The organism is Micromonospora sp. NPDC004704, from assembly GCF_053601675.1.
On record NZ_JBSGCD010000038.1, the window covers coordinates 1 to 18,097 of the forward strand.

The 18,097-nt window shown below is 71.0% G+C and carries 19 protein-coding genes; 11 read left to right on the plus strand and 8 right to left on the minus strand.

What is annotated here, in order from left to right:
• Window positions 1-191 precede the first annotated feature (191 nt).
• A complete protein-coding gene (locus ACWEFB_RS32375; protein ID WP_452291543.1) occupies window positions 192-974 on the plus strand; it encodes a phosphatase PAP2 family protein in 783 nt (260 codons plus the stop codon).
• A 91-nt stretch (window positions 975-1,065) separates the two neighbouring features.
• A complete protein-coding gene (locus ACWEFB_RS32380) occupies window positions 1,066-2,262 on the plus strand; it encodes an APC family permease (RefSeq protein ID WP_452291628.1) in 1,197 nt (398 codons plus the stop codon).
• A gap of 80 nt (window positions 2,263-2,342) precedes the next feature.
• Here ACWEFB_RS32380 and nagA read toward each other — a convergent pair whose 3' ends face one another.
• Genes nagA through ACWEFB_RS32395 form a run of 3 tightly spaced genes read right to left on the minus strand, consistent with a single transcriptional unit; the run spans window position 2,343 to window position 5,364 of the window.
• Window positions 2,343-3,452 carry an N-acetylglucosamine-6-phosphate deacetylase gene (nagA, locus tag ACWEFB_RS32385; protein WP_452291545.1) on the minus strand — a complete coding sequence of 370 codons (1,110 nt, stop codon included), beginning with the start codon at window positions 3,450-3,452 and terminating at the stop codon, window positions 2,343-2,345.
• Window positions 3,453-3,463: 11 nt separating this feature from the next.
• The gene (locus ACWEFB_RS32390; RefSeq protein WP_452291547.1) at window positions 3,464-4,438 is read right to left on the minus strand and encodes an ROK family protein; all 975 of its coding nucleotides are present in this window, start codon (window positions 4,436-4,438) and stop codon (window positions 3,464-3,466) included.
• The gene (locus tag ACWEFB_RS32395) at window positions 4,435-5,364 is read right to left on the minus strand and encodes an SIS domain-containing protein (RefSeq protein WP_452291549.1); all 930 of its coding nucleotides are present in this window, start codon (window positions 5,362-5,364) and stop codon (window positions 4,435-4,437) included. Before ACWEFB_RS32395 ends, ACWEFB_RS32390 begins: the two co-directional genes overlap by 4 nt.
• 191 nt (window positions 5,365-5,555) lie before the next feature.
• Between ACWEFB_RS32395 and ACWEFB_RS32400 the strand changes: the two genes are divergently transcribed.
• The 6 genes from ACWEFB_RS32400 (at window position 5,556) to ACWEFB_RS32425 (ending at window position 9,769) form a co-directional block, all read left to right on the plus strand.
• On the plus strand, window positions 5,556-6,341 hold the full coding sequence (locus tag ACWEFB_RS32400; RefSeq protein ID WP_326562280.1) for a DeoR/GlpR family DNA-binding transcription regulator: 786 nt from the start codon (window positions 5,556-5,558) through the stop codon (window positions 6,339-6,341).
• Window positions 6,342-6,521: 180 nt separating this feature from the next.
• The gene (locus ACWEFB_RS32405; protein ID WP_452291631.1) at window positions 6,522-7,463 is read left to right on the plus strand and encodes an ATP-binding cassette domain-containing protein; all 942 of its coding nucleotides are present in this window, start codon (window positions 6,522-6,524) and stop codon (window positions 7,461-7,463) included.
• The gene (locus tag ACWEFB_RS32410; RefSeq protein ID WP_452291552.1) at window positions 7,460-8,470 is read left to right on the plus strand and encodes an ABC transporter permease subunit; all 1,011 of its coding nucleotides are present in this window, start codon (window positions 7,460-7,462) and stop codon (window positions 8,468-8,470) included. Before ACWEFB_RS32405 ends, ACWEFB_RS32410 begins: the two co-directional genes overlap by 4 nt.
• An 87-nt stretch (window positions 8,471-8,557) precedes the next feature.
• On the plus strand, window positions 8,558-8,926 hold the full coding sequence (locus ACWEFB_RS32415) for a type II toxin-antitoxin system RelE/ParE family toxin (protein WP_452291554.1): 369 nt from the start codon (window positions 8,558-8,560) through the stop codon (window positions 8,924-8,926).
• Window positions 8,923-9,255 (plus strand): helix-turn-helix domain-containing protein, encoded by a 333-nt coding sequence (locus ACWEFB_RS32420; protein ID WP_452291556.1) that lies wholly within the window; start codon window positions 8,923-8,925, stop codon window positions 9,253-9,255. The genes ACWEFB_RS32415 and ACWEFB_RS32420 overlap by 4 nt, the downstream gene beginning before the upstream one ends.
• A 106-nt stretch (window positions 9,256-9,361) precedes the next feature.
• Window positions 9,362-9,769: a DUF3263 domain-containing protein gene (locus ACWEFB_RS32425; protein ID WP_452291558.1), complete on the plus strand. Its 408-nt coding sequence runs from the start codon at window positions 9,362-9,364 to the stop codon at window positions 9,767-9,769.
• Between the two features lie 36 nt (window positions 9,770-9,805).
• On the opposite strand, the gene ACWEFB_RS32430 is transcribed toward ACWEFB_RS32425, so the two are convergent.
• The gene (locus ACWEFB_RS32430; protein WP_326562283.1) at window positions 9,806-10,021 is read right to left on the minus strand and encodes a hypothetical protein; all 216 of its coding nucleotides are present in this window, start codon (window positions 10,019-10,021) and stop codon (window positions 9,806-9,808) included.
• A 281-nt stretch (window positions 10,022-10,302) separates the two neighbouring features.
• On the opposite strand from ACWEFB_RS32430, the gene ACWEFB_RS32435 reads away from it, so the two are divergent.
• Both ACWEFB_RS32435 and ACWEFB_RS32440 read left to right on the plus strand, forming a co-directional pair.
• Window positions 10,303-11,145: a hypothetical protein gene (locus ACWEFB_RS32435; protein ID WP_326562284.1), complete on the plus strand. Its 843-nt coding sequence runs from the start codon at window positions 10,303-10,305 to the stop codon at window positions 11,143-11,145.
• 204 nt (window positions 11,146-11,349) lie between these two features.
• Window positions 11,350-11,841, plus strand: a complete 492-nt coding sequence (locus tag ACWEFB_RS32440) for a GNAT family N-acetyltransferase (RefSeq protein ID WP_452291561.1) — start codon at window positions 11,350-11,352, stop codon at window positions 11,839-11,841.
• A gap of 172 nt (window positions 11,842-12,013) precedes the next feature.
• Here the strand turns inward: ACWEFB_RS32440 and ACWEFB_RS32445 are convergent, their stop codons facing one another.
• Window positions 12,014-12,592: a CGNR zinc finger domain-containing protein gene (locus ACWEFB_RS32445; protein WP_452291563.1), complete on the minus strand. Its 579-nt coding sequence runs from the start codon at window positions 12,590-12,592 to the stop codon at window positions 12,014-12,016.
• A gap of 209 nt (window positions 12,593-12,801) precedes the next feature.
• Between ACWEFB_RS32445 and ACWEFB_RS32450 the strand changes: the two genes are divergently transcribed.
• Complete coding sequence (locus tag ACWEFB_RS32450) at window positions 12,802-13,515, plus strand: type 1 glutamine amidotransferase domain-containing protein (protein ID WP_452291565.1); 714 nt, start codon at window positions 12,802-12,804, stop codon at window positions 13,513-13,515.
• A 77-nt stretch (window positions 13,516-13,592) separates the two neighbouring features.
• On the opposite strand, the gene ACWEFB_RS32455 is transcribed toward ACWEFB_RS32450, so the two are convergent.
• From ACWEFB_RS32455 to ACWEFB_RS32465, 3 genes are all read right to left on the minus strand, one after another.
• Entirely contained in the window at window positions 13,593-14,867 is a 1,275-nt protein-coding gene (locus tag ACWEFB_RS32455; protein ID WP_452291567.1) for a DUF1996 domain-containing protein, read from the minus strand.
• Window positions 14,868-15,062: 195 nt separating this feature from the next.
• Window positions 15,063-17,357 carry an AAA family ATPase gene (locus tag ACWEFB_RS32460; protein ID WP_452291569.1) on the minus strand — a complete coding sequence of 765 codons (2,295 nt, stop codon included), beginning with the start codon at window positions 17,355-17,357 and terminating at the stop codon, window positions 15,063-15,065.
• A gap of 78 nt (window positions 17,358-17,435) precedes the next feature.
• The gene (locus ACWEFB_RS32465) at window positions 17,436-18,065 is read right to left on the minus strand and encodes a hypothetical protein (protein ID WP_452291571.1); all 630 of its coding nucleotides are present in this window, start codon (window positions 18,063-18,065) and stop codon (window positions 17,436-17,438) included.
• Window positions 18,066-18,097: the final 32 nt, after the last annotated feature.

Here is an 18,097-nt window from a genome sequence, read left to right on the forward strand (position 1 = left end):
CAACCGACCCCGCCGCATCCTCGGCTACAAGAAACCCAAGGAAATCTTCGCCGAGCTACTAACCAGCCCGATTGCTTCCACCGACTGAGCACGGGCACTCTTTCTCTGTAAGTGTGCGGATCTTGGGGGGAGGGAGGGGAGGGGGTGTGCGTGCACGAGGGGTCCGCGCGGGGGCGCGGTAGCGTGGGCGGGTGCGAGAGAGCGGGCGGGGGACCGGAACGGTACGGCGATCGGGGCTGCGGCTGCGACCGGTGTACCCGGCCGGCTGGTGGTTCGACGCCCTGCTCCTGATCGGCCTGGCCGGCATCACCCTCGCCCTCGCCAACGGCCACCTCTACGGTCTCGACCAGTCCGTACGCGAGTGGAGCGACACCCACCGCCCCGATGTCGCGTACTGGATCGCGCGGGTGTTCAACTACCTCGGCCAGGGCGGTTGGCTGCTCACCCCGCTCGCCGCGATCCTCGGCATCGCCACGGGCCTGCGCTCCCGCTCGATCCGCCCCCTGCTGGTGGTCGCCGCCGCGTTCGTCGCCACCTACGTCACCATCGGGCCGTTCAAGGTCTGGACCGACCGGGCCGCCCCCAGCTCAAAACTGCCGCCCGAAGAGTCCGTCAAGATCTTCAACAACCATCTGCCCGTGGGCGAATACAGCATGTCCTACCCGTCCGGGCACGTCGCCAACGCCATCATCTGGTACGGCGTGATCTCCCTGCTCCTGGTCGCGCTGCTGCGTACGCTGGGCCGACCGGACCCGCCCACGGGCCTGGCACTGGCGATCCGGATCGCGCCCCCGGCGATCGTCTTCTGCACCACCACCTACCTGAGCTTCCACTGGATCACCGACAGCGTCGCCGGACTACTGCTCGGCCTCTTCGTCGACCGGATCCTCACCCGCGTCCTCTGGGACGACATCCCACTGCCGAGGCTGCCCGGCAACGTCGACCGACCCGGAGTGTTCACCTCCACCTCCTAGGCTCCCGCCCGTGGAACAACAGCGGACGGCATCGGGGCAGCTCGACCGGCGACTCGGCGTACCCGACGCGGTGGTCATCGGGCTCGGGTCGATGCTCGGGGCGGGCGTTTTTGTGGTCTTCGCCCCGGCGACCGCCGCCGCCGGCAGCGGGACCGGCCTGCTGATCGCACTCGCAATAGCCGGATTTGTCGCCTACTGCAACGCGACCAGTTCGGCCCGGCTCGCCGCCCGCTACCCCGAATCCGGCGGCACCTACGTCTACGGCAGGGAACGGCTCGGCGACCTCGCCGGCTTCCTTGCCGGCTGGGCCTTCGTCGCCGGCAAGACCGCGAGCTGCGCCGCGATGGCGCTCACCATCGGCGCCTACCTCTGGCCGGGCCAGGCCAGGACGGTCGCGGTGGTGGCCGTACTCGCCGTCACCGTGGTCAACCTCGGCGGGATCTCCAAGACCGCACGCGCCACCCGGTGGCTGGTCGCCGCAACCGTCACCGTGCTCGTCGCGGTCACGGCCGTCGGCCTCACCACCGGGTCCGCCGACGCGTCCCGGCTCGCCGACACCGCCGGCACCAGCGGGTACGGCGTACTCGGCGCCGCAGGGCTGCTCTTCTTCGCCTTCGCCGGGTACGCCCGGATCGCCACCCTCGGCGAGGAGGTACGCGACCCGGAGCGCACCATCCCGCGCGCGGTGCCGCTCGCACTCGGGCTGGTCCTGCTGGTCTACCTGACCCTCGCCGCGGTGACCCTGTCCGTGCTCGGCGCCGACCGGCTCGCCGCCTCGTCGGCACCGCTGGCCGACGTGGTGACCGCCGCCGGCCTACCCTCCCTCGCCTGGCTGGTACGCGTCGGCGCGGCGGTCGCCGTCACCGGCGTACTGCTGGCGCTGGTCGCCGGGGTCGGCCGGACCATGCTGGCGATGGCCCGACGCCGTGACCTGCCCGGTGCGCTCGCCGCCGTACACCCCCGTCGACGGGTCCCGCACCGGGCCGAGCTGCTGGTGGCGGGCGTGGTGATCATCCTCGTCAGCCTCGGCGACCTCCGTACGGCGATCGGCTTCTCGAGCTGCACCGTCCTGGTCTACTACGCGATCACGAACGCCGCCGCCCTCACCCTCGGCCGCGACAACAGCCGCCGACTCCCCGTACAACCGCTAGCCGTCCTGGGCCTGCTCGGCTGCCTACTCCTGGCCGCCACCCTCCCACTAACCAGCGTCCTCACCGGCCTTGCCGTCCTGGGTGTAGGCGCCCTAACCCACACCCTCACCACCACCCCCCGCCGCCCCACCCCCTGAACGCGATCTAGGGCAAATGGTGGCTAGTTGATCTCCACTAGCCACCATTTGCCCTAGATCGCGGACGAGAACGCAGCGGGTTAGCGGAGCCAGGTACCGGCGCGCATGACCCGGACGACCTGCAGGTCCTCGTTGAGTTCGACCAGGTCGGCGCGGTGGCCGGGCAGCAGGGCGCCGAGGTTGTCGCTTTGGCCGATGGCGCGGGCGGGGGTGGTGGAGGCCATCCGGCAGGCGTCGGGCAGGGCGATGCCGGCGTCGACCGCGCGGCGCAGGGCGGCGTCCATGGTGAGGGTGCTGCCGGCGATGGCACCATCCCGGGCCAACCGGGCCGCCCGGTCGGCGACGACCACCGTCTGGCCGCCCAGTTCGTACTCGCCGTCGGGCATGCCGGCGGCGGCCATCGCGTCGGTGATCAGGGCGGACCGGTCCGCGCCGCCGACCGAGGCGGCGAAGTTCAGCGTCCCGTCGTGCAGGTGGATGCCGTCGGCGACCAGTTCGCAGACCACACTCGCCGCGCCGAGCAGCGCGAAGACCGGGCCGGGTTCGCGGTGGTGCGGGGCACGCATGCCGTTGAACAGGTGGGTGGCGACGGTCGCCCCGGCGTTCACCGCGGCCATGGTCTGCTCGTACGTGGCGTCGGTGTGCCCGACCGCTGCGACCACACCCCGGTTGACCAGCAGCCGGATCGCGTCCAGTGCGCCCGGACGTTCCGGGGCGATGGTGACCATGCGGATCGCGCCCTCGCCCGCGTCGAGCAGTTCGCCGAGTTCGTCGAGCGACGGGTCGCGCAGGAACTCCGGGTTCTGCGCACCGCACCGGGCCTGCGACAGGTACGGGCCCTCGAAGTGGATCCCGGCGAGCACCCCCTCCTTGACCAGCGGCGCGAACGCGGAGGTTGCCTGGTGCATCAGCTCGGTCGGTGAGCTCACCAGGCTGGCCAGCAGGGTGGTGGTGCCGTGGGAGAGGTGGAAGTCCGCCGCCCCGCGGGCCGCTTCGGCGTCCCCGGTGGTGAAGGTGTGCCCGCCGCCGCCGTGGGTGTGGATGTCGACGAAGCCCGGCACGATCCAGTTCCCGTCCCGGATCGACGGATACTCGGCAACCGCGGTGATCCGCTCGCCGTCGAACTCCACACACCCCTGCCGGATGACTCCGGTCGGGGTAACCACCTTGCCAGTCACGCGATCCGTCACGAGGGCTCCTACTACCTGTCGGGGATGGGGGCGGTGTCGATGGCGTCGAGGGCGAGCAGTGCGGCACCGAGGCAGCCGGCTTCGTCGCCGAGGGCGGCCCGTACCAGCTTCGGTTCTCGGTGGAAGGTCAACCGGGCGCGCAGGGCGGCGCGCAGCGGAACGAGCAGTTCGTCACCCGCTTCGGCCAGGCCGCCACCGACCACCACCACCGCCGGGTCGTAGAGCGCCTGGGCGATCAGCAGCCCGTCGGCGAGCGCCTCGACGGTCTCCTGCCAGATCCGGGTGGCGAGCTTCTCCCCGGCCGTCGCCCGGCGTACGACCTCGGCCGCGCTCGCCGGTTCGCCGGCCAGTTCGGTGTAACGGCGGCCGACGGCGGCGGCCGAGGCGATCGCCTCCAGGCAGCCGACCTGGCCGCAGCCGCAGCGGGGTCCGTCCGGTCGGACGACGATGTGCCCGAGTTCGCCGGCCGCGCCGTGGGCGCCGACGTACGCCGTACCGTCGATGGTGAGGGCTGCGGCGATGCCGGTGCCGATGGCGACGAAGAGGACGTACCGGCCGCCCTGGCCGGCACCGATCCGCGCCTCGGCGATGCCGCCCGCGCGTACGTCGTGGCCGAGCGCCGCCGGCAGCCCCAGGCGCTCGGTGACCAGGGCCCGCAGGGGTACGTCGCGGAAGCCGACGTTCGCCGACCAGACCGCCACCCCGGCGGCCTCGTCCACCACACCGGGCACCGCGATGCCGACCGCGACCGGGTCGAGCCCGTCGGCGCGGGCCCGGTCGGCCAGGCCCTCGGCCACCCCGAGGATGGTCTGCACCACGGCTTCGGGGCCGCGATCGGCGCGGGTGGGGTGCCGTTCGGTGTGGTGGTTGGTGCCGTCCGGTCGGACCAGCGCGCACTTGATGCCGGTGCCGCCCACGTCGAGCGCGATCACCACGGTGGGGTGGGCGGAGGGGGTGGACCGGGCCGCCGGGGCGGCCCCGGTCACGTCAGCACCACGGAGCGGGTGAGGTTGCGCGGGGTGTCCGGGTCCAGGCCACGGCTGACGGCGAGGGCCACCGCGAACCGCTGGGCCAGGATCAGGTCGGCCATCGGGTCGAGCGGCGTACGCCCGGCGGCCCAGTCACCGAGCACGGTGTGGGTGCCGTTGGTGCGACTGTGGACGAAGGCGGCCCCGGTGCCGGCGATCTCCTCGGCCAGCCCCTCCGGGATGTCACCGAACGCCCACACCATCCGCCCCGGGCCGGCGATCGAGATCGGGCCGTGCCGGTAGTCCATCGCCGGGTACGCCTCGGACCAGAAGGTGGCCGCCTCCCGGCACTTCAGGGCGGCTTCCTGGGCGAGCCCGATGGTCCACCCCCGACCGAGGAAGGTCGCCTGTTCGATCTGGGCCGGGTCCACCGGCAGCGGTGCGCGTACGGCCACCTCGGCGTCGTGGGCCAGTGCGGTGAGGTTCTCGCCGAGATGTGCCCGGAGCAGCGCGAGTGCGCTGGTGGCGAAGCGGGTCTGCACCACTGACCGCTCGTCGGCGAACGGGAGTCGTACGTCCGCGCTGGCGAGGTCGACGGCGGGCGAGTCGGGGTCGCCGACGATGACCGTGGCGGGAGTCCGGCCGTGTACGGCGGCGAGCAGGTCGAGGACCTCGGTGGTGGTGCCGGAGCGGGTGATCGCGATGATCCGGTCGTAGTGGCGTCCGGCGGGGAACTCCGACGCCTGGAACGCGTCGGTCTCGCCCTGGCCGGCGCGTTCGCGCAGGGCGGCGTACGCCATGGCGATGAACCAGGAGGTGCCGCAGCCGACAACGGCGACCCGCTCGCCCCGTCGGGGAAGTGCGTCGGCCGACGGGCCGGCGAGTGCGGCGGCCTGTAACCAGCAGTCGGGCTGGCTGTTGATCTCCGCGTCGACGTACGCCATCAGGGCTCCTCGCTGGCGAGAAATGCTGCGCGATACCGTTCGTTCCGCACGTCTTTCGCGCGTTATTCTGCTCGAAACATGTTCGACCTGGCAACTGTGCGCAGGTTCGCGCAAGCGCTCTCTTTGCGCCACCGTAGTTTCGCGCACTAGTGTGCACGCAATCAATCACCGTACGTGCATGGAGGCTCGCGGTGGACCGGTACGCGAGATGGAACGCCCTGCTGGAGCTGCTGACCGAGAGCGGCCGGGTCAGCGTGGAGGACGCCGCCGCGCGGCTCGACGTCTCGCAGGCGACCATCCGGCGTGACTTCGACCAGTTGGCCCAACAGCAGATGATCAACCGGACCCGGGGTGGCGCGGTCGCCAACGGGGTCTCGTACGACCTGCCGCTGCGCTACAAGACGGCCAAGCACTCGGCCGAGAAGCAACGCATCGGGACCGCCGCCGCCGCACTGGTCTCACCCGGCATGGTGGTCGGCCTCAACGGCGGGACCACCACCACCGAGGTCGCCCGCGCCCTCGCCGTACGTCCGGACCTCAACACCAGCGCCGACGGTGCACAGCTCACCGTGGTCACCAACGCCCTGAACATCGCCAACGAGCTGTTGGTCCGGTCCCGGATGAAGGTGGTGGTGGCCGGCGGCGTCGTCCGGCCACAGTCGTTCGAACTGGTCGGCCCGCTCGGCGGGGCGCTCCTGCGCGAGGTCACCCTGGACGTGGCCCTGCTCGGGGTGGACGCGATCGACGTACAGCTCGGGGCCGCCGCCCACCACGAGGGTGAGGCGTCGATGAACAACCTGATGGTGGCCCGCGCGAAACGCGTGGTGATCATCGCGGACTCGTCCAAACTGGGCGGTCACGCCTTCGCCCGGATCTGCCCGGTGGAACGGGTCGAGACCCTGGTGACCGACTCCGGGGCGGATCCCGCCATCGTCGAGGGCTTCCGCCAGGCCGGCGTACACGTCATCACCGCCTGACCAGTATCAGGCATTTTGGGTGTTCGGGACCTCTCCCGCTGACATATCGACTACGGTGGCGCCAGTCATGACCGTTTGCACGGGAGGTCGGCGTTGACGGCCGTACTGGAGATCGAGGGTCTACGGAAGACCTACCGGAGCAGACGCCGTGGCACCCGGCACGCCCTGGACGGATTCGACATGCTGGTCGAGGCGGGGCAGGTGCACGGCTTCCTCGGTCCGAACGGCTCCGGCAAGACGACCACCCTCCGTACGCTGCTCGGTCTGATCAAGGCCAACGGCGGCCGGATGGCGCTCCTCGGCCGTGAGGTGCCGGCCGCCCTGCCCGACGTCGCCGGCTCGGTCGGCGCGATCGTGGAGAGCCCGCAGTTCTTCCCGAACTTCACCGCGCAGGACACCCTCTCCCTGCTGGCCGGTGCCGGCGGGGTCCCGCAGGCACGGGTCGCCGAGGTCCTCGAACTGGTCGGGCTCCGGGACCGGAGCAAGGACCGGGTCAGGTCCTACTCGCTCGGCATGAAACAACGCCTCGCGGTCGCCTCGGCCCTGCTGAAGAACCCGCGCCTGCTGATCCTCGACGAGCCGGCCAACGGCCTCGACCCCGGCGGCATCCGGGAGATGCGGGCGCTGATGCGCAACCTGGCCGAGTCCGGCATGACCGTCGTGCTCTCCAGCCACATCCTCGGCGAGGTCCAGCTCATCTGCGACTCCGTCACCATCATCTCGCGCGGCCGTCGGGTCGCCGCCGGTCCGGTCTCCGAGGTCCTCGCCCAGCACGCCGGCAGTGGCCTCCGGGTACGCCTGGAGGCTGCCGCCGAACTGCCGCTGGCGGCCGAGGCGCTGACCCAGGCCGGTGCACGGGTGAGCACCGAGACCGACCATCTGATGGTCTACGGCGTGGAGCAGCCCGCCTGGGTCAGCCGCACGCTCGCCGGCCACAACCTGTACGTCAGCGAACTCGCCCCGGTCACCGCCGACCTGGAGAGCGTCTTCCTGGACCTGACCGCCACCGCCCCGGTGCCCGGTCAGCACCGCCAGGTCGACGAGTCCGCGCTCGTCGGCGGCACGGGCACCGATCCAGGGCCCGCCGGATCCGGCGGTACGCCGGGAGGTTGGGGAGTATGAGCCTCTACACGACCGAACTGCGCCGGATCTTCAAACGCCGGGTGACCCGGCTGATGCTGGCCCTGCTCGTCCTCGGGCTGGCCGGGATCGCGATCGCCTTCACCGTGAACAGCCACAAGGTCGGCCCGGCGCAGGTGGCCGCCGCCGAGGTCCGGGCCGAGGCGGCGTACCAGGAACAGATGCGGTACCACGCGGAATCCGTACGCGCCTGCGAGGCGGCCCAGGCGGCCGGTGCGGGGACCGACCAGTTCCCGCCCGACTGCGGCCGGGAGTGGGCGCCGACCAGGGACAACTTCCAGGCGCAGTGGTTCATGCCGTACCAGTTCGATTTTCGTGAGGAGTTCGGCGCCTTCATCGCGATCTTCGCCGGCATCCTGGCGCTGTTCGCGTTTGTCGTCGGCGCCTCGTACATCGGGGCGGAGTGGCACACCGGCGGGATGACCAACCTGCTGCTGTGGCGGCCGAAACGGCTGACCGTCCTGTTCACCAAGCTGGCCGCGCTGCTCAGTACGCTGCTCGGCCTCAGCCTGGTGCTCGGTGCACTGTGGACGGCCGCGTTCTGGCTGATCGGCCGGTTCGACGGGATCACCGGGAAGATGACGCAGGGGGTCTGGGAGTCGTTCGCGCTCTCCGGTCTCCGCGCGGTCGGCCTGGTGCTCGCGGTCGGCGCGATCGCCTTCGGGCTGGCCTCCCTGGGCCGGCACACCGCGATGGCGCTCGGCGTCGCCGTGGGCGTCACCGTGGTCAGCGAGATCGGCGTACGGACCATCATGGGCCTGATCGGTACCCCGTTCGGTGACCGGTACGTCCTGTCCACCTATGCGCTGGCCTGGTTCGAGAAGAGGTGGACCCTCTTCGACTACGACGCGTGCAACTTCCGGGGAGGCGAGTGCGTACCGGGTGAACTGGTCGTCACCTGGCAGGACTCGGGCCTGGTCTTCGGCATCGGCACGGTGGTGGTCCTCGCCGCCGCGATCTGGTCCATGCGCCGCCGCGACGTCACCTGATCCGGCTCTCCTGTTCCCGTCCTGGGTAATGAGCTTCATCATCTGCCGTACTTGCTGGCTATATAAGTGCGAGTTATAGTTACGGTTGTGTGGGAGGTAAAACTGCACCCCGAGGTTGAGGCATGGTTTCTCGACCTCTGCCGGGTCGATCCCGCCAGTGCCGACCTCGTTGCCGAGGCCATCGACTTACTTGTCGAACAAGGGCCGGCGCTGGGTCGCCCACTCGTAGATCGTCTGAAGGGCAGCAGGTTCCATCACATGAAGGAACTGCGGCCCGGCTCGTCCGGCTCGACGGAGGTCCGCATGATCTTCGCGTTCGACCCTGTCCGGGAATCTGTGGTGCTCGTTGCAGGAGACAAGTCGGGGCAGTGGCAGGCCTGGTATCGCAGCGCCATCGCGCTGGCGGATGATCGCTTCGAGGAGCACCTCATGAGGTTGAAGGAGGAGCAGCGATGAGCGCGGCAGCGAACTGGCGCGAGGTCAAGGCCAAGGCGCGAGCCGCCGACCCCGAATGGGACAACGCCGACCGGGTTACCCGGCGCACGCACATGCGCGAGCAGATGCTCGCCGCAGTGAGCGGTGCGCAGTTGGCCGAGATCCGCAAGCAGCTGGGCATGACCCAGACACAACTCGCCGAGGCAGCCGGACTGTCACAGGCTCGTATCAGCCAGATCGAGAACGGTGCGGTAACCAGCCTGGAGAGCCTGCGGGCGTATGTCTCGGGCCTCGGCGGACACCTGGACATTGTTGCCCGGATCGGTAACATCCAGCTCAACGTCGCCTGACGGTCGAACAAGACCGTACGGCGGGGATCTGGGAGTTCGGGCCGGGCGCGATTAGGCTGGTGGGGCCGTGCGACGGGTGCGGCTGCCGAGGTCTGCGAGGAGCGCCATGAAGCCGGGTGCTGACGCTCCAGCCACCGACGACGACAATCCCGCAGCGACGCAGACCACCGCGCCGGTCGTACCGGGCCAGCGGATCGGCCCGGAACATCGGACCGAGCCGGAGCCGGCCGATCACGAGCCCGACGACGCCGAAGCGGCCGAGGAGCCGGCAGCCGCGAAGACCGTCGGGCTGACCGAGCGGGAGCAGGAGATCCTCGTCTTCGAGCGGCGGTGGTGGAAGCACGCCGGAGCCAAGGAGCAGGCGATCCGGGACTCCTTCGACCTGTCCGCGACCCGTTACTACCAACTGCTCAATGCGCTGCTGGACAACCCGGCCGCGCTCGCCGCCGAGCCGGTGCTGGTGGCCCGACTGCGCCGGCTGCGCGCCGCCCGCTCCCGTACCCGCCGCCGCTGACAGCCGATCACGCTGGCGGCAGGACGGGAACGGGTGTTACTTCTCGTACGTCCGAAGGCCGTTGCCGAGCGCGATGAACGTGGGCGCCCACTCGCCGACGAAGATGCCCCAGCGGTCCGCGCGGTCGATCTCCGCACCCTTTTCGAACTGCTTGGACATCAACCAGCAGCCGAATGACAGGGCGATGCTGGCAAAGCCCGCCGCATAGCAGTGGTCCGACTTCAGCCCCATGTCGTGCAGCTTCTGCAACATCTGGCCCCCCAATCGCGCGGTGTCGTCACCCGGGCGTGGGCGGGCACACCGTTCACGCTTGACGTTACCGTCGGTGACGGCGAAGGATCCTCGTGTTCGCGATAACCGTCCGCCCGGCACGTACTTTCGCCGGCTGCGCGGGTATTCCGCGCGTGGGAAGGGACTCATTCCCTGAGAGTGTCGGGTCCGTTCGGGTAGACATGGATCAAGGCGAAACTTCCTCGACAACCCTTCGATCGAGCGCAGCCCCGCTGCCTCGCGGCAGAGCCGGAGACCTCAGGATGATGCAGGTATGGTCCGCCTCCGAAGCGGCACCGGACCGACTGGCCAACGAGGATCACGTCTTCCAGTACGGGCAGCTCGTCGGCGTACTCGACGGGGCGACCGTGCCGGAGGGCTTCGACACCGGTTGCGTACACGGTCCCGCGTGGTACGTCCGCCGGCTCGCCGCGCGGATCGGCCTGGTCGCGGCGGACCGTCCCGGCGCCACCCTGATGGAGATCCTCGCGGGCGCGATCGACGCCGTACGCGGGGACCACGGCAACCGGTGCGACCTGGGTCATCCCGGCACCCCGTCCTCCACCGTCTGCATGATCCGGCAGGGCAGCGAGCACGTCGACTACCTGGTGCTCTGCGACAGTCCGCTGGTCGTGGACCTGGGCAGCCGGTTGCAGGTGATCACCGACGACCGGTTGGACACGACCATGGTCGGGGTGAAGTCGGCCGCGTTCGCGGGCGGGGCGGGCAACGACGACAGCGACCCGCAGGCGGGGTTCCGCCGCTCGGTGACCTGGCAGCGGCAGCAGATGAACACCCCGGGCGGCTACTGGGTCGCCGCCGCCGACCCGGACGCCGCGTACCACGCCATCGGCGGCGGGCTGTCGCTGACCGGGCCCGACCGGGTACGCCGGGTCGCCCTGCTCACCGACGGTGCGTCGTACGCGGTCGACAAGCTGGGCCTGTTCGACTGGCACAACCTGTTGGCCCTGCTCACCGCCGAGGGACCGAGCGAGTTGATCCGGCGGGTCCGTGCCGCCGAACAGGACAACGGCGACGGCCAGGACCGGCACCGTTTCAAGCGGTACGACGACGCCACGGCCGCCCTGTGCCGCTTCGACCGCTGACCCGCTGCTCGTCCGCTCTCACCGATCCCGTCCCAGATCGGAGTGCCACCGGAGCCGATCGACGTGGCGGGGCTACTGTCGGTCACCACCGCCCCGGCCGTTCATGCAGCCACGCAGGCTGTACCGGACAGGGCCTCTTGGCGTAACGGCCGCGCTTGGCCAAAGCGGTGGACGAGGCGGGTGCGCGCCGGGAACACTCCGAACGTGAGCAGCAACGTACAACTGACGCCGATCGACGAGCAGACCCTGGAGCCGTTGCTGTCAGTAGCCGTCGCGGAGGCGGAACCCGACGACGTGATGCCGCCGGTCGAGGCACCCGCCGGGTGGTCGCACGCACGGCGGGAGGCGTTCCGGGAGTTCCACCGGGCGCGCTTCGACGGCCTGGACGGCAACGCCCGTACGCTGATGTTCGCGATCATGGTCGACGGTGACGTGGTGGGTATGATCCGGATGAGTCACCACGACAGACCGGCGACCATGGAAACCGGGATGTGGCTCGGCAAGTCGGCCCGGGGTCAGGGCATCGCCGCCACCGCGTTGCGACTACTGCTCGCCGAGGCGGTCGGCGCCGGCGCCCGCCTGGTGGTGGCCGAGACCACCGCCGACAACGCCCCCGCCCTCGGCGTCCTGCGCCGCGCCGGCGCCGAGTTCGAACGCGACGGCGACGTGGTCCGCGCCCGCATCCGCCTCGGCTGACCACCCCGGCTCCCCACCCACCCCACCCGCCCCGCCCGCCCCCGCCCGCCCCACCCGGCGATCTTGCAGTTTGGGTGCCTGAAATTGCGGCATTAGTTCGGACTTGTGAACCACCACAACTGCAAGATCGCGGGCTTCGTGCGGTGGGGAGGGGGAGGGGGTGGGGTGGGGGTTAGGCGGTTTTGAGGCGGCTGCGGTAGGCGCGCATCGATGCCTGTGAGCCGCACGCGGCACTGCAGTAGAGGCCGGAGGTGTTGCGGGTCTTGTCGAAAAAGCCGGAGTGGCAGGAGGAGTTCTTGCACACCTTCACCCGCGACCAGCCGCCCCGGGCGGCGAGGTCCGCGACGGCGGCGAAGAGCGAGCCGAACGCCCCCGGTACGCCGGACTGGGACGCGACGAGCGTGCAGCCCTCGGCACTGATCCTCGGGGTGAGCGGGTAGCGCTCCGCGATGCGCTGGAGATATGCCTCGGCGTCCGGAACCGCCATTTCGTCGTCGACGCAGCCGGCGTGCGACCGGAGGATCGTGACGAAGGCCGCGCGCAGCTCCTGGGCGGCGACCGCATCGGAGTACGTGGCGGAGGGAGCGGCGTCGGCGAGGCCGGCTCTGGTCAGCCAGTCGGCCAGCCCGGTCCGGCCCTCGAGCAACTCGGGTTGTCCGTCGCCCGTGGGGCGGGTGTTGACGAAGCCCAGGATCAGATCCGAGCTGTCACACACGCTGGGCGCACAGGCGTCCGCCTCCGTTCCCGGCATGGTCAACCACCTCCTCGTGCGACAAAACTACCGTACCTCGGGCCTGATGCCGAGGTGATGGGCTAAGTCCCTACGACAATAACGTACGCGATGCCGCTCGACTTGCCGTTAGGACTGAAGGTGGTACGGTCGTTGCAGCGGCGCGGTTCGTGGCGCGCCCGACACCGATCGGCTGCCCGTTGTGGGGCCGCGTCACCCAGGGAGTATTCATGCCATCGATTCTTATGATCCTGACCTCGGCCCGCACCTGGAGCCTGCGGGACGGGGGTCAACGCCCCACCGGCTTCTGGGGCGAGGAGTTCGTGGTGCCGCACCGCCTGCTCACCGAGGCCGGAGTGGACGTCACCATCGCCACCCCCGGCGGACTGGTCCCCGTCGCCGACGAGTTCAGCCTGGTGCCGGAGACGAACGGGGGCGACGTCGAGAAGGTGGCCGACCTCAGGGCGTACCTGGAGCGGGTCGCCCACCTGCTGGAAAAGCCCGCCCGGCTGGAGGACATCGACCCCGCCGACTTCGACGGTGTACTCATCCCCGGTGGTCACGGCCCGATGCAGGACCTGGCGGTGAACCCCGACGTCGCCCGGGTGCTGGCCACCCTGCTGCCCGACGAGAGCAAGGTGGTCGCCGGTCTCTGCCACGGCCAGGCGAGCTTCTTCTCCGCCGGCAACCCGGACGGCAGCTGGCTGTTCAAGGGACGCAAGCTCACCGCGTTCACCGACGAGGAGGAGACCCAGACCGGTCTCGCCGCCAACGCCCTCTGGCTGTTGGAGGAGCGGCTCCGTGGGGGCGGCGCCGAGTTCTCGTCCGGTCCGGCCTGGGGGTCGTACGTGGTGGTCGACGGCAACCTGGTCACCGGTCAGAACCCCGCGTCCGGCGAGGCGGCGGCCAAGGCCATCCTGAAGGAGCTGGCCGCCCGCGCCTGAGCGCCCGGCACCGGCCGCGAAACGCACCCGCCGGCTCACGGCGCTGTTCTGCCGTGAGCCGGGGAGTCGCGTCGGCGTTACTTCTGGTACCCGTTGTTGTCGCAGGTCCTGCGCTGGAAAACGCAGTTCTTGGTGCGCTTGTTCATGGTGGTGGTGTCCCACATGACAAACGCGTCACCGTGCATCGACGAGGCGCTCTTGCCCTCCTTGTCGGAGGAGAGGTAGTAGCCCGCGGGGGTGCCCTTCACCCCGTACTGGATGTCGAAGGTGATCGCCGGGATCTTCACCGGGTGACTCGACGGGCAGGCGTCGCCGGAGGGGTACGCCACGTGGTCCTTGTGGTTGGGGCTGTCCAGGTGCTTGCCGTCCCAGCAACCCGGGAACTGCATCATGAAGTGCAACGTGGCGTCCCCGCCGCAGATGGGCCAGTTGCCGTTGGTGCTGCGGGCGATGCCGTCGAGGTCGCCGGGGCCGTAGAAGGCGCAGTAGAACTGGCCCTGCGCGCCGCGCGGCGTCGGCGTCCTCTTCTTGGCGTCGCCACTGATCATGCGCAGACCGTTCGGCATCGGCAGCTGACCGGCCGGGTTCTTCGTCTGCGCGCGGTAGTAGACGCGGAAACCCGTGGTCTCGACCGGCTGGCCGGTTCCGTTGTCGTAGAGCGTCGGCACCCAGTAGGCGGAGTGGTCCTGGATCGGCTTGCAGGAGGTGGCCGTGAACTTCGTCAGGTCCTCGGCCACGGTGTGCGCGTCAACGGCCTTGTTGCCGACGAACGAGTGCATGTGCGAGGCGCCCGGAAGGCCGGGCACGACGATCGGGTCGTCCGGCAGCCGGTGGCTGTACTGGCAGTCCGCGCGGAACTCCGGCAGATTGCCCACGCCGGCCGGAACGGGGTCGATCTTCAGCGCGTTGTACGCGTTGACCTGTGCCTTCCACGCCGCGTCGTCAACCGGGAGCCAACCGGGCGCGGTGTTCTTCGGCCTGGTCACGGCCTGCGGCCCCGTCGCCCCCGCCGCTGCCGACGGCGACGCCCCGCCGGCCGGAGGGGCCGACGCCGACGCCGCCGGGGTGGCCGACGCGAGCGAGCCGAGCGCCTCCGTCTGCCCGGGCTGACCGTTCGTCTGCCCGGTCGACGGCGAGGCGTACGCGAGGGCGTTGGCCGCGTTCGCCGGATCGGGCTCGGCGGCCGGGTCGCCACCCAGGTACACGGCTGCGGCCGCGACGACGATCACGACAGCGGCCGCGCTGGCGGTCACACCGGCGGCCATGCCCAGCCTGTTACCGGCGAGCCGCCCCAGGAGGCCGGGACGTGGCGGCGGACTTGCGTCGGGTTCGCGGAACGAGCTGTATGACACGGGTTACTCCCCAACAAGCAAGACACGACAAGCTGACCGGACGGCCACGGCCGCCGTATGTTAGGCGCTTTCGACCCGTACCCGAAAGTTTCTTAAAGCCTTCTTAAAGCGGGTAGCGAGAATTGTCCTTCGAAGGCATCGAAGGACCATTCCTGCACATGGGGATTACGAAAAAACAACTGACAATATCGTGGGTCAGCCGGGACTGTGCTGCTCCGCGTACGCGGCGAGCCAGGCGACCTGTACGGGATCGAGCGACGCCCGTACCCGTTTGCGGGCGGCGGCGACGTGCGCGGCGGTGACCGTGGCCGCGGACAGTGACTCCCGCATCGCGACCAGCGCGGCCTCCCGGATCAGGGCCGCACAGTCGGCCGCCGAGAACCCGTCCAGCGACTCCGCCACCGTCACCAGGTCCACGTCCGGTGCGAGGGGGACCGGCTTCGCCACCGCGCGCAGGATGTCGGCCCGGCCACCGGCGTCCGGTGGCGGTACGTAGACCAGCCGCTCCAGTCGACCCGGACGCAGCAGAGCCGGGTCGACCAGGTCGGGCCGGTTCGTCGCACCGACCACTATCACGTTCCGCAGGGTCTCCACCCCGTCGAGTTCGGTCAGCAGGGCGGCGACCACCCGGTCCGTGGTGCCGCCGTCGGTGGCCTGGCCACGGGTTGGGGCGAGCGCGTCCACCTCGTCCAGGAAGATCAGGGTCGGTGCGGCGTCGCGGGCCCGGCGGAACAGTTCGCGTACGGCACGTTCGCTCTCGCCGACCCACTTCGAGAGCAGTTCGGCGCCCTTGACCGACAGCACGTTCGCCCGCCCCGAGCCCGCGAGCGCGGTGACCAGGAACGTCTTGCCGCAGCCGGGCGGGCCATAGAGCAGCACCCCGCGCGGCGGCTGCACCCCGAGACGGGCGAACGTGTCCGGGTAGGTGAGCGGCCAGAGCACCGACTCGGTCAGGGTCTCCTTGACCTCCGCCATGTCACCGACGTCGTCCAGCGTCACCGTCGCCAGCCGCAGCGTCGACGACGACATCGACGTCGGGCGGACCACCTCCAGCGCGGCGGTGAAGTCGAGCATCGCCACCACCGGCGAGGCGTCCGTGCGTTGGCGCAGCGCCGCCCGGACCCCGGCCTCGCGGGCCAGCGCGGCCAGGTCGGCGGCGACAAATCCGGGCGTACGGGCGGCGACCTCGTCCAGGCGTACGTCCTCGGCGAGCGGCATCTGCCGGGTCAGTACGGTCAACTGCTCCCGCCGCAGGGCGGTGTCCGGCAGCGGAACCGCCAGTTCCAGCGACAGCAGGTCCGGGGCGCGCAGCGACGGGTCCACCGCCTCCGGGCGGCTGGTCGTGCAGACCACGGCCGCACCGGCCCGGATCGTCTCGCCGAGCAACTGCCGGAACACGGTGGCCAGCGGACCCGGCTGCTCGTACGGGGCGAGCGCCTCGACATCCGTCACCAGGAGTACGGCCGGACCGTCGGCGCGTACCGAGGTGGTGACCTCGTCCAGCCGGCGGGCGGCGGCGTCGTTGGTCAGGGCCGCCAACTCGGGTGCCCAGACCGCCTCCACCCGCGCTCCGACCGTCCCCGCGACCGCTCGGACCAGCGCGGACTTGCCCGACCCGGCCGCACCGGTGATCAGCACACCGAGGGAGACGGTGGTGCCGAGCCGCCCCAGCACCTCCCCGTGGTGGAAGCCGAGGTCGAGCAGCTCGCTCAGCGCCTGCGCCTGCGCCCGTACGCCGGGCAGGTCGGCCAGGCTCGGCGTCGGTTCCACCACCGGTTCGGCGGTGGCGGTTCGGGGCGGTGTGCTGTTCGCGAGGGGGGCGGTGTTCCGGTCGGGGAGTGGCAGCCGGGCCCGTTCCGTGCCGCCGTTCGCGGTCGCCCCGGTGCGGGCGGCCGGTGCCGGGGCTGTGCTCGCCGGGAGGTCGTCGGACCAGCCGACAACGGTGTCCATGGTGACCAGGGCGGCGGACGGGGGCTCGGCGGCGGTGACGGTGACCAGGGTGCTGGTCCAGGCGTACCCCATCGTGTTGGCCAGGCTCCGGCGGGCGGCGTCGAGCAGGGCCCGCACCCCCTCGTCCGGCAGCACGTCCCGGGGCAGCAGCGACACGTCGTCGCCCACGGTGACCAGCTTGCCGAGCAGGGCGAGCCGGAGCAGCTCCGCCCGTACGACCGCGCTGACCTCCGGGGGTCCGGCCAGGACCACCCGACGGGCGGCGACCACCGGCGCCGGTGCGACCGTCACCGGGTCACCGGCGCGCACGCCCAGGTTGCCGAGCAGGAGATCGTCGGCGTGCAGCAGGTCCCGGCCGGTGCCCGTCTCCGCACGGGCCACGATGCCGGCGGTGGTACGGCGACCGGTCAGCCGTACGGGATCACCGGGATGCAGCCCCAACGCGGTCAGTACGGTCGGATGCAGCCGGACGATGCCCCGGCGGGCGTCCAGGGTCGCCGATCGCAGGTTCGCGGTGAGAATGAGATCGGGCTCGGCCACCGGCCGAGCGTAGCCGCCGGAAGCACCCCGGATCCGTCTTCCCGGGCTCGCCCCGTCGTTACGGCCCGGCCGGGCACGTCACTGCTCGTCGGAGCCGCCGAGCAGCGACGGGTCCCGCCGGATCAGTTCGGCCAGCCGGGCGGCCGAGTCGACCGACGACTCGCCGGGCGCCGCCGCCCAGCCCGGCATCGGCTGCACCGGCAGCGGCCAGGTCGGCGGGGCCGGAGCCGGTACGGGTGCGGGTGCCACCGGTTCGTCGGCCGGGACCACCGTCACCCTCCCCTCCGACCAGCCGACCCGGATGGCGGCGTGCGACGTACCCTGCTCCATCGACAGGCGGACCGTGAGGCCCGGATGGTGGGCGACCACCCGCCGGACCGCGTCTGCCACGTCGTCGACCGGGGTGCGCTGCGCCGGCACGGGCGGCCGGACGCTCTCGCCCGCGGACCGGAGGTTCTCCGTCGACGAGCGGATCGTCTCGGCCGGAGGGCGGAGACCGGCGTTCGGGGACCGGGTGGGTTCGGCCTGGTAGCGGTTGCCCTCGACCGGATAACGGCCGCTGTCGGCCGGCGGGTGGTTGCTCTCGGCCGCCGGGCGGGGGGCGTCGACCGGGGGTCGATCACCCTCCGTAGGCGCGCCGGAGCGCCGCCGCAGCAACTCCTCCCGCCGGGCCATCCGGGCCAGCGCGTCGTCCAACTCGCCTCGCATCACGCCACCTTTCCCGACCGTCGTGCCCTGGT

Bases quoted from the DNA above. Each gene is read 5' to 3' on its own strand.
- ACWEFB_RS32465 (WP_452291571.1), bottom strand. From the start codon at position 18,065: ATGCGAGGCGAGTTGGACGACGCGCTGGCCCGGATGGCCCGGCGGGAG.
- ACWEFB_RS32430 (WP_326562283.1), bottom strand. From the start codon at position 10,021: ATGTTGCAGAAGCTGCACGACATGGGGCTGAAGTCGGACCACTGCTAT.
- ACWEFB_RS32410 (WP_452291552.1), top strand. From the start codon at position 7,460: ATGAGCCTCTACACGACCGAACTGCGCCGGATCTTCAAACGCCGGGTG.
- ACWEFB_RS32395 (WP_452291549.1), bottom strand. From the start codon at position 5,364: ATGGCGTACGTCGACGCGGAGATCAACAGCCAGCCCGACTGCTGGTTA.
- ACWEFB_RS32380 (WP_452291628.1), top strand. From the start codon at position 1,066: ATGCTCGGGGCGGGCGTTTTTGTGGTCTTCGCCCCGGCGACCGCCGCC.
- ACWEFB_RS32435 (WP_326562284.1), top strand. From the start codon at position 10,303: ATGATGCAGGTATGGTCCGCCTCCGAAGCGGCACCGGACCGACTGGCC.
- ACWEFB_RS32405 (WP_452291631.1), top strand. From the start codon at position 6,522: ATGCTGGTCGAGGCGGGGCAGGTGCACGGCTTCCTCGGTCCGAACGGC.
- ACWEFB_RS32445 (WP_452291563.1), bottom strand. From the start codon at position 12,592: ATGCCGGGAACGGAGGCGGACGCCTGTGCGCCCAGCGTGTGTGACAGC.
- ACWEFB_RS32425 (WP_452291558.1), top strand. From the start codon at position 9,362: ATGAAGCCGGGTGCTGACGCTCCAGCCACCGACGACGACAATCCCGCA.
- ACWEFB_RS32450 (WP_452291565.1), top strand. From the start codon at position 12,802: ATGCCATCGATTCTTATGATCCTGACCTCGGCCCGCACCTGGAGCCTG.
- ACWEFB_RS32420 (WP_452291556.1), top strand. From the start codon at position 8,923: ATGAGCGCGGCAGCGAACTGGCGCGAGGTCAAGGCCAAGGCGCGAGCC.